This window comes from Marinobacter sp. L-13, assembly GCF_056857715.1.
Genome location: NZ_JBSXNQ010000007.1, coordinates 1 through 8,664, shown reverse-complemented (window position 1 = coordinate 8,664; position 8,664 = coordinate 1). Strand labels below are relative to the sequence as shown.

Annotated in this window: 8 protein-coding genes, 4 tRNA genes and 1 rRNA gene; all 13 read left to right on the top strand. The window is 55.8% G+C overall.

Features of this window, described 5'->3' with window-relative positions:
- Positions 1-84, top strand: a 5S ribosomal RNA gene (gene rrf / locus AC13DD_RS00180); the annotation flags it as partial.
- A 232-nt stretch (positions 85-316) separates the two neighbouring features.
- On the top strand, positions 317-1,516 hold the full coding sequence (locus tag AC13DD_RS00175) for a hypothetical protein (protein ID WP_482930659.1): 1,200 nt from the start codon (positions 317-319) through the stop codon (positions 1,514-1,516).
- A 10-nt stretch (positions 1,517-1,526) separates the two neighbouring features.
- A complete protein-coding gene (locus AC13DD_RS00170; RefSeq protein ID WP_482930658.1) occupies positions 1,527-2,606 on the top strand; it encodes a hypothetical protein in 1,080 nt (359 codons plus the stop codon).
- Positions 2,603-3,151: a hypothetical protein gene (locus AC13DD_RS00165; protein WP_108019292.1), complete on the top strand. Its 549-nt coding sequence runs from the start codon at positions 2,603-2,605 to the stop codon at positions 3,149-3,151. The genes AC13DD_RS00170 and AC13DD_RS00165 overlap by 4 nt, the downstream gene beginning before the upstream one ends.
- 20 nt (positions 3,152-3,171) lie before the next feature.
- Positions 3,172-5,574 (top strand): DUF6160 family protein, encoded by a 2,403-nt coding sequence (locus tag AC13DD_RS00160; RefSeq protein WP_482930657.1) that lies wholly within the window; start codon positions 3,172-3,174, stop codon positions 5,572-5,574.
- A gap of 102 nt (positions 5,575-5,676) precedes the next feature.
- Entirely contained in the window at positions 5,677-6,642 is a 966-nt protein-coding gene (locus AC13DD_RS00155) for a biotin--[acetyl-CoA-carboxylase] ligase (protein WP_053114295.1), read from the top strand.
- A complete protein-coding gene (locus AC13DD_RS00150; protein WP_008174817.1) occupies positions 6,639-7,373 on the top strand; it encodes a type III pantothenate kinase in 735 nt (244 codons plus the stop codon). Before AC13DD_RS00155 ends, AC13DD_RS00150 begins: the two co-directional genes overlap by 4 nt.
- Positions 7,370-8,044: a hypothetical protein gene (locus AC13DD_RS00145; protein WP_254775562.1), complete on the top strand. Its 675-nt coding sequence runs from the start codon at positions 7,370-7,372 to the stop codon at positions 8,042-8,044. Before AC13DD_RS00150 ends, AC13DD_RS00145 begins: the two co-directional genes overlap by 4 nt.
- A gap of 31 nt (positions 8,045-8,075) precedes the next feature.
- Positions 8,076-8,151, top strand: a tRNA-Thr gene (locus AC13DD_RS00140).
- 39 nt (positions 8,152-8,190) lie between these two features.
- A tRNA-Tyr gene (locus AC13DD_RS00135) sits at positions 8,191-8,275 on the top strand.
- An 11-nt stretch (positions 8,276-8,286) separates the two neighbouring features.
- Positions 8,287-8,361 (top strand) — tRNA-Gly (locus tag AC13DD_RS00130).
- A 14-nt stretch (positions 8,362-8,375) separates the two neighbouring features.
- A tRNA-Thr gene (locus tag AC13DD_RS00125) sits at positions 8,376-8,451 on the top strand.
- Positions 8,452-8,502: 51 nt separating this feature from the next.
- The coding region (locus AC13DD_RS00120) for a GTP-binding protein (protein WP_482901584.1) at positions 8,503-8,664 on the top strand (162 nt) is incomplete at its 3' end.

Sequence of the window (8,664 nt, the reverse complement as noted above, 5' to 3'; positions counted from 1 at the left end):
ATCCCATCCCGAACTCAGAAGTGAAACAGACCAGCGCCGATGGTAGTGTGGCGTTGCCCATGTGAGAGTAGGTCATCGTCAGGCTCCTAATACCGAAAACCCCAGCATCCTCGATGCTGGGGTTTTTTATTGCCTGAAATTTGGCAAATGCCAAAACCATGACGCTGCGCACAGTGACAACATGTAACCGAGGTTACACTTCTGTAAAAGAACTGGCTAAAACAACATCAAAAATCCAAGCCAGCCTCAGAGACGCTCATCAGTCATCTTTAAATCAGCCGCCAATAACAAGAAGCGGCCGCGGTGAGATGTGACTATGAGTAAACCATTTTATTCGCTTCTCCTCCTGCCTTTACTGGCCTCGGGGGTCAACGCCGAACTGCGCCCGATTTCAGATCGACAGATGTCTGAAGTCACAGGGCAGGCCTTTGTATCGGTTGACCGCCAGTACCATCCTGATGCCAACGACAACACCGCCTATACCCGGGTCAATCTCGGAATGGACATTGAAATCCAGACCAATGTGGATGTGCTGGAAATGGGCCGTTACGACCGGGAAGGTGAGAAACCGGGCACTTCGGATGTCTATATTGAAGATTTTGCCCTTGGTTACATTAACAATCAGGCTTACTTTGACGCCAATCCCAAAGCTCCGAGACAGCGAAAGCCCGATGGCAGTGCCTATGCAGAGGGGGAAATCGTTCCTTTTTTGATCCAGAATCCGTTTCTGGAGTTTGCCTTCGATGAACAAACTGAAGAGGTGGTCGGCTTCCGACTGGGTTTCGGTGAATCCATGGGTGTCCTGTCCGGCAAGATTGAAACGCTGACTGGCAATGTGAACGTGGACATCATTGACCGCGGTGAAGGGCTGAGCCAGGCCAGCTCAAGCGGTAACCTTTTTGACCAAATCATCGTGCTCCTCACCCCTCTACTCGAAGGCGGTAGTCCATTATCCACCAAGGCAGAGCTGGTTTACGGTGCGGAGGGCGATCCGAACATTGGCTCCCTGGACCCGGTAAGAGCGGAATACATCGGTATACCGGATGGCGAACGGTTCATTCTCGAAGGCGCAAGCGGCTTTACCCGCTGGTCGGTAAAGAATCTGATCGGCTGGGGGTCGAGTTCCCGAATCGAGGTTCCGGATTGTTCCTTTTTCAGCTGTTCAGGCGGTGACATTTATGTTTACGCGGAGGACTGCCTGGTCCTTGGAATAGATTCCTGTTTCGACCTGGATATCTATAACAGCTTCCCGGTAGGAGAGGTTGGTGAGGTCAATGGCGAGCGACGTATCACCGGGCCGGCCGACGGTGCTTTTATCTCATTCCAGACCAAAGATCTTGATTGGCTGAAGGATGTAAAGAAAACAGGCTTCACGCCCGAAGATTTTATCAAGGCCACATCAGGTGCCTTCTTCAATATTCCCAACGGCGCTACTGAGGTCAATCTCAACGAGGCGCTCTATGGCACCCAGCGTTACCGCACCGAATACATCGACCGCGGCAAAGGTCTGTTCTGAGGAGCTTCGTATGAAATGGTTGAGTTTCAGTCAGCTTCCTGTTTTCGCGCGGCTCCTTCCGGTGATGGCGGCTGTTCTGGCCGCCCCAGTGCCTGTTGAGGCGGAACTTCAGGGGCTTTCGGAAACTGAAATGTCCTCGATTGATGGAGCCGGGATCGGCCTTGTACTGGAGAATTTCAAATTCTCCCATGGAACGGATGAGCCGGATGCCTCGGGAGAGCAGGCACGCATTTTCCGGATTGGCGGGATCAAAAGCACCGACGGCCGTGATGTCGATATTACGGTAAACCATCTCTACATCGCCGGGGCCAATAGCAACTACGGAGAGACCCTGGGCCCGGTCAATCTCGGGAGACTCCTGAACCCGTGGAAAATTGATGTGGTGGATGGCAATGATATTGGTATCGCTAACAAGGCGGTGCTGGAGTTCGCAGCCAGTGCCATGGTCAATAGCGACCAGGGTTATGACTGCATGGACTCCGGGGCCGGTCCTGGCAGCGGCACCTGCTCGAGTCGCCCGGCGTCCGCTGGATACATCGGGGAACGAGCGGACATCGGCATGCAGATGAACGTGGCAGTTGGTGACGACCGGTCTGCCAATATCAATATCCACGCAAAGAGTGCTGTCATCGATGGGAGCTATCTGCGCCTTTGGGGCGATAACGATCGGCGCCAGATGGTCGGCCAGTTCAAGCTGAATTTCTATTCCCCGGAACTTTCTATCAATGCCTGCGCACAGGACGGTTCTACCTGCGGATCACGAATACTGATGAGCAATTTTGCGCTCGAACTGGCGATTGGCAACCAGCTTCAACCGGTATTCTTCGACGTTGATGGCAGTGGAAACTTTGTAGTGGAGGTTGCTGCAATTCGGCGCCCTCAGCCGGGCGAGATCGGTGCCGACGGTCTCCGCGGCAGCAGTGATGTGGACGCCTGGGATTTCTACGAGTCCTACTACACGAACCCGGAGTTTCGCAGCAATCTCAAGATCGGAAATTTCAGTGTTGGCGACCGCGATTTTGGTTCGGCCCGTGTACAGGGAATGCTGATACAACACTTGAACATTAAGACCAGGGATCTGAGCCAATGAAATCCTTTCTGCGCAGAACAATACTGGCTCTCCCTGTTTTTCTGTTTTCACTCCCCAGCCTTGCCGAACTCGCCCGCCTGGAAGATGAAGCTCTCTCGGATATCTCCGGACAGGGTGGGATCTACCTGTCCGGCGATATCAGCATCAATGAAATGGGCGGTCCGGTTGAGAACAGTTATTTCGGACGTTGTGATGACGTGGACAAAAAGTGTGGCGCCCGTTTTGCTTACCGGCTGAAAGAAAACGGCGGATGGATGGTGCTTGATGATATTCGGGGCAATTTCGCGTTTGAGGGCCTGACACTGCGGGTCCGCAAAGTCGATTCGGGATTCGGTGGTGATGGCGAACTGTTCAATCGGGATGTGCTGGAGCTTGGGCTGCCCAATACTGTTCGGTTCAACGACGTTCAATTCAAGATTTCTTCCAGCAGCACGGCCCGGCCCACCGACCCCGGCTTTCAGCAGACCGACATATTCTCTGTTGATATGCGAGGGGACGTTGTGATGGAAGGAAACCTGCTCGTGTTTCCGGCGGGGAATCCGTGAGATTGAAGAGGTTAACGGTTATGGGCGCGCCAGACAGAATCAAACAACTTGCCCCGATGGCCACTGGGCTGTTTTGTGTGGTCCTCGCCTTGCCGGTGGTCGCCGACATGAAAAGCCTGGACGATTCCACGCTGGCAAACATCAGTGGCCAGAGTGGTTTGTCGGTAGAGCTCGATCTTGGCCTGACGGCAGATCGACTGTCCTATGTTGATGATGGCAGCAGCATCCATCTGGACGGTTTTCGCATTGGGTCCGCCGTTGATCCTTCTGGTCAGGCATTCCACCTGATTCGCATCGATGTTGAGGAGGATGCATCCCTTAACCTCGATTACCTGGTGAAAGACCGACGGATCGAGTTCGGTGATATCCGGCTCGCCGGGGCCCCCGGTGTCAGTATGGGGGGGATCTTTTTCGATCATTCTCTGGAAGGGTATTTAAATATAAGGCAGGGCAGCTCCGTTGGCGGGGCCGGATATACCTTTGACTCCGCCTACACGATGACTGGCGGCCGTCTGGGATATCGCACCAATGGCAATGAAGTTTTTCTGGACGATATCACCATGAATGTGGAGGCACTGGGAGTAACCCTGGATGTGGTCGGCGACACTCTGGCTCTGAATGCGCCCAGAATAACCGGGGATTGGGAGGTCGGCGCGATTCGTTACAGCAGCAACCCCCTGAATCATGGCGTATCTGTCGATTCCGGCAACGGACAGCCTCTACCCAGCTATGGCAGCCTGAGTGGAAGTTACGAGCTTTCCTCCAGCACCAGCCTGACTGCCGGCGGCCGATCCGGAGAGGGCCTGCGAATCGATAATGAGACCGTTATACACTCGGCCTCTTTTCTGTACAGGGATGACGGAAAGGCCCTCGCGCTTCGAGACATCATTGGCGTCTATCGGATTAACGACCTCCGGCTCGATGTGGCGACCGACTGGCAGAATAGACCGGCCCTGGCCCTGACCCTTGGCTCCATGGATGGTGAATTCAGCATTGGCGCTATTGAGGTGGGTGGCAATGGCAAGAGTATCGGTCAGGTGAATGTCAGCTTTCTGCTTGAAGATCAGGTGTTCAACGGCCGCAGCTATTCCAATGCGATTTATCTGCAGGGGGGTGGACACCCTGACGCCGGGCCGCAGGGCTTGCGACTTGCCACTGAATGGAGTCTTCGGCTTGCTGATTTCAGCTACACCGAAGACGGCAACCGGGTGATCTTCAGTGGCCTGCAGTCCTGGGGGCAGGGCGATGTAACGGTCAATGTAACTCGCGATGGCGTCACCAACGATACCGAGTTCTTCGATGGTCTGCGGATTGGTTTCGAGGACATCAGGGCCGGCTACCGGATCAACGGTCTGCGAGTAGGAAGTGATGACGCCCCCTTGCAGGGTGGCACAGAGCTGCTGCTGGCACTGGGGTTCTATCCGGCTTACGAATTCGAGCTTGATGGCCATGTGACGCTCGGTGCAGGCGGCGCATCGGGTGAGGGGATAACCATCAATTCCGATGTCAGCATCAGGAACGGCAAGGCGGCGATTATCGCGGTGCCCTACGATGAAGGTAATGGTGAGATTCCCCAGAAGGGTCTCTGGATTACCGAACTGGATTATGACGCGCATGTGCGTGACATGACCGTTGATGTCAGCCAGGAGGGGCTTGCGGTGATCAAGGGCGAATCCTGGAGCACCATGGATATCGGCAATCTGAGAATCGGCGACAAGGAATCCGGTCAGAGTTTCGGGAGGTTCGTGATTCAGAAATACGAAACCGGCAGCAGCATGACCGTCGTCCCCGGCGGGGCCGGCGATGTCTGCGCCGGTGGCATGGGTGATAGCCCATCCGCCTGTGCGGCTTCCGGAGGCGTCTGGGAAACCCGGGGTGAGGAGGGGCTGACGGTCCGCCTGAAGCAGGTGCTTGCCAAGGCCATCAATGAAGCCCGGAAGAACTCGCTGACCTGGGAAACCAACCGGCAAAGCAGCGGTGTTGGTGAGGCCATGAACGGAACCGGGACGAGCCTCGTTCTGAACGATATCCATACCAGCGATGGTGGGGACTTTGATGGTGATGGCGTAGACGACAACTCGTTTGGGCTACGGACCGATCTTTCCGTGGATGTCTATCAAACCCGGGTTGTGAAGAAGGAGGACGGTCCGGATGCAATGGGAGTGACAGGCAACCGGGGCGATGAAAAAATCATGGATGGTTCGTCCACTGCCGGTTACCGCTATGTCTCCAATCCAACCCTCGCCGAGGCCGACAACAGACCGCTCGGGTTTGCTGTGAAGGCGAGAAGCCGGTTCAAGGAACTCTCGATCAACAATATCGACCTGGTTCATCCCGTTGGTGGTGCTCAGACGGCCGTCTATGGCGTCAAAATGCAGAACTTTGATATCAAGGCCAATCTGACCGCAACCCCGATTCCCTGATCTTCCCGCAGGCGGTTCGCAAAGCGACGCCGTCAACTTTGTCTTTTTCCCTTCCCTGGTGTTTAATCCGGCCTTACCCAATTTCATGGCTGGATGCATCTTATGAAATCCAAAGCACTTATAGAGCTGCTCAGTGACGGTCAGGTTCACTCCGGAGCCGCGCTGGCCGAAAAGCTCGGGGTTAGTCGTACCGCAATCTGGAAGCAGATTCGTCGCGCGATGGAGGAAGGTGCTGACATTGCCACGATTCGCGGACGTGGATATCAGCTGGTGTCCCGGGTCGACCTGCTCGATAGGGCACGGGTGCTTCGTGAAATTGCCGCCGGCCGGGAACAGGAGCTTTCACTGACAGTCCTCGACGAGGTTGACTCGACCAATGCCGAGGTGATCAGGCAGATTAACGCCGGAAGCAAGGGTGTCCCGGTGGCTATCGCCGACTGTCAGACGTCCGGCCGAGGCCGACGGGGGCGTGTATGGCAAAGCCCCCGGGGCGAAAACCTGTACCTGAGCATGGGGCTCACCTTCCACGGCGGCTTCGGAGTACTGGATGGGTTGAGTCTGGTGCTCGGCGTTGCGGTGGCCAATGCCCTGGAACGACTGGGAGTGCCGGAGGTCGGACTCAAGTGGCCAAATGATATTTTTCTGCCGGACGGCAAGCTTGGCGGCATCCTGGTGGAGCTCCAGGGTGAGCTGGAGGAAGGCGTGGTGCAGGTAATTGCGGGTATCGGGCTGAATGTACATATGTCCCGGGCTGATGGCGTCGATCAACCCTGGAGCAGCCTCGCCAGGGCCTGCCCTCAAGTCGAGTGGTCGCGCAGCCAGATCGGTGGTGCAATCATCGATGCTGTATTCGATGCTGTCGCGCTGTTCTCGGATATCGGGTTTGCAGATTTTCGGGAGTCCTGGCAGCGTCGCGATGTGTTCATGGGAAAATCGCTCAAGGCCCGGGGCGGTGATGTCGAAGGTGTCGGTTGTGGCATTGATGACGCCGGCAACTATCAAATCCGGACCGAAAACGGGCTTGTTCCGGTGCGCGCAGGGGAAATCAGTCTGCGAGTGGCAAAATGAATCTGTTTATTGACGCGGGTAACACCCGGCTGAAGTGGTGTCTTGCAAACCAGGATGAGGTTCTGGCCTCGGGGACCGGCTCTCTCGAAGACGAGAACCCCCTGGGCATGTCGGGAGAACTGATCGGAAAGGTTGTGTCTGTCGCCATATCCACCGTCGCCTCTGAAGAAAGGCGAACTCATTTGGCGGGCTCCGTCGAGAAGCTGTGTCAGGCGCCGGTTCGCTTTTACTGGTCGGAACAGTCCCGGAATGGCCTCATGAACGCCTACCAGGATGTCTCGAGAATGGGGGCTGATCGGTGGCATGGAATGTACGGTGCCTGGCTCGATCACAGGCAGGGCTTTGCGGTCTTGGACGCAGGCAGTGCCGTTACTGTCGATTATGTTGATCGGCATGGTCAGCATCTGGGTGGTTATATTCTTCCTGGCCTGCAGATGATGCTGCGCAGTCTCCGGACCGATGCCGCCCGGATCTGGTTCGACCCAGACCAGGGGCTGGCAACGGATCCTGGCAAGAGTACCGGAGAGTGCGTGAACCATGGTCTTGCCTGGCTGTCTGCTGCGATGATTGAGCGGGTGATCGCTGACGCCCGAAAACTGTCACTGTCTGAAATTCTGGTTACTGGCGGCGATGCTGACCGGCTTATCGGTCTTGGTCTGCCCGGTATTTCTCGCCCGGATCTTGTGTTGTCGGGCCTTCGTGCAATTCATGCGGAGGAAACCTCCGGATGAGGTGGTTGGCGTTGGTGCTGGTGCTGGTGAGCATTGCTATTTATTACCTGCCGGACTTCGTGGGGCCATCGGGCGGCATGGCCAATGTTGCCAGTGGCAGCCTGCCAAGGGTGACCAGCCTCAAATCGCCGGGGCCGGCAGACTCCGGTGTCGGGCCTGGTGCACCCGCCGACGAATCCGAAATGTCCTGTGCCCGCCTTGGATGGATTGAAACCGCGGAGCGCGCCCGAAGCCTGGTGGACAGTCAACCTCTCGCGGAGGAGGCGGGTTTCAGGATTGAAGAAGTCGAAAGAGAGCTGGCACCCCTACACTGGGTTCTTATTCCACCCCAGCCCGAGGCTGTCGCCCTGAGCCAGTTTCGTGACATTCAGAGGCGGGGGATCGACTCCTATCTGGTTACCGAGGGCGAAAACCGCAATGCAATTTCGCTGGGGCTGTTCGAGTCCCGCGAATCTGCAATTTCCGTGCTGGAAGAAAAAAAACGTCAGAATCTTAATGCGGTACTGGTCAACTTCCCCCGAAATCAGATAAGCTACGCGCTCTCTTTTGAGGCGGAACCGGAACTCGCTGAAGAACTGGTTCAGGCGGTGAAAGCGGATTACGGCAGCAATTTTGATTTCGTTGAAATCAGGCCTTGTGAAGGTGTTGCAACGCCAGAAAAAAATCCGTAGTATACCGCCCTCGCTGACGAGGCGAATGTGAGCTGGCGTAGCTCAGTTGGTAGAGCAGCTGACTTGTAATCAGCAGGTCGGGGGTTCGATTCCGTCCGCCAGCTCCACTTTAAGTTTTGACGGATTTGCTCACGCGAATCCGACTCGGAGGGGTTCCCGAGTGGCCAAAGGGATCAGACTGTAAATCTGACGGCATCGCCTTCGCAGGTTCGAATCCTGCCCCCTCCACCACTAAATTGCTCGCGGGCATCGTATAGTGGCTATTACCTCAGCCTTCCAAGCTGATGACGCGGGTTCGATTCCCGCTGCCCGCTCCAATTTGTTTTGTAATGCTCATGTAGCTCAGTTGGTAGAGCACACCCTTGGTAAGGGTGAGGTCGGCGGTTCAAATCCGCCCATGAGCTCCATTATTTATCCGGTCAACGTTACGATCCTGGTTGATTAGGGAGATTGGTCGAATGTCTAAGTCTAAGTTTGAACGTAATAAGCCGCACTTGAACGTAGGCACCATTGGTCACGTTGACCATGGTAAAACCACTTTGACTGCTGCCCTGACCCGTGTATGTCACGAAGTTTGGGGTACAGGCTCTGCGAGTGCCTTCGACCAGATCGATAACGCA

Bases quoted from the DNA above. Each gene is read 5' to 3' on its own strand.
- AC13DD_RS00175 (WP_482930659.1), top strand. From the start codon at position 317: ATGAGTAAACCATTTTATTCGCTTCTCCTCCTGCCTTTACTGGCCTCG.
- AC13DD_RS00150 (WP_008174817.1), top strand. From the start codon at position 6,639: ATGAATCTGTTTATTGACGCGGGTAACACCCGGCTGAAGTGGTGTCTT.
- AC13DD_RS00145 (WP_254775562.1), top strand. From the start codon at position 7,370: ATGAGGTGGTTGGCGTTGGTGCTGGTGCTGGTGAGCATTGCTATTTAT.
- AC13DD_RS00160 (WP_482930657.1), top strand. From the start codon at position 3,172: ATGGGCGCGCCAGACAGAATCAAACAACTTGCCCCGATGGCCACTGGG.
- AC13DD_RS00170 (WP_482930658.1), top strand. From the start codon at position 1,527: ATGAAATGGTTGAGTTTCAGTCAGCTTCCTGTTTTCGCGCGGCTCCTT.
- AC13DD_RS00155 (WP_053114295.1), top strand. From the start codon at position 5,677: ATGAAATCCAAAGCACTTATAGAGCTGCTCAGTGACGGTCAGGTTCAC.
- AC13DD_RS00165 (WP_108019292.1), top strand. From the start codon at position 2,603: ATGAAATCCTTTCTGCGCAGAACAATACTGGCTCTCCCTGTTTTTCTG.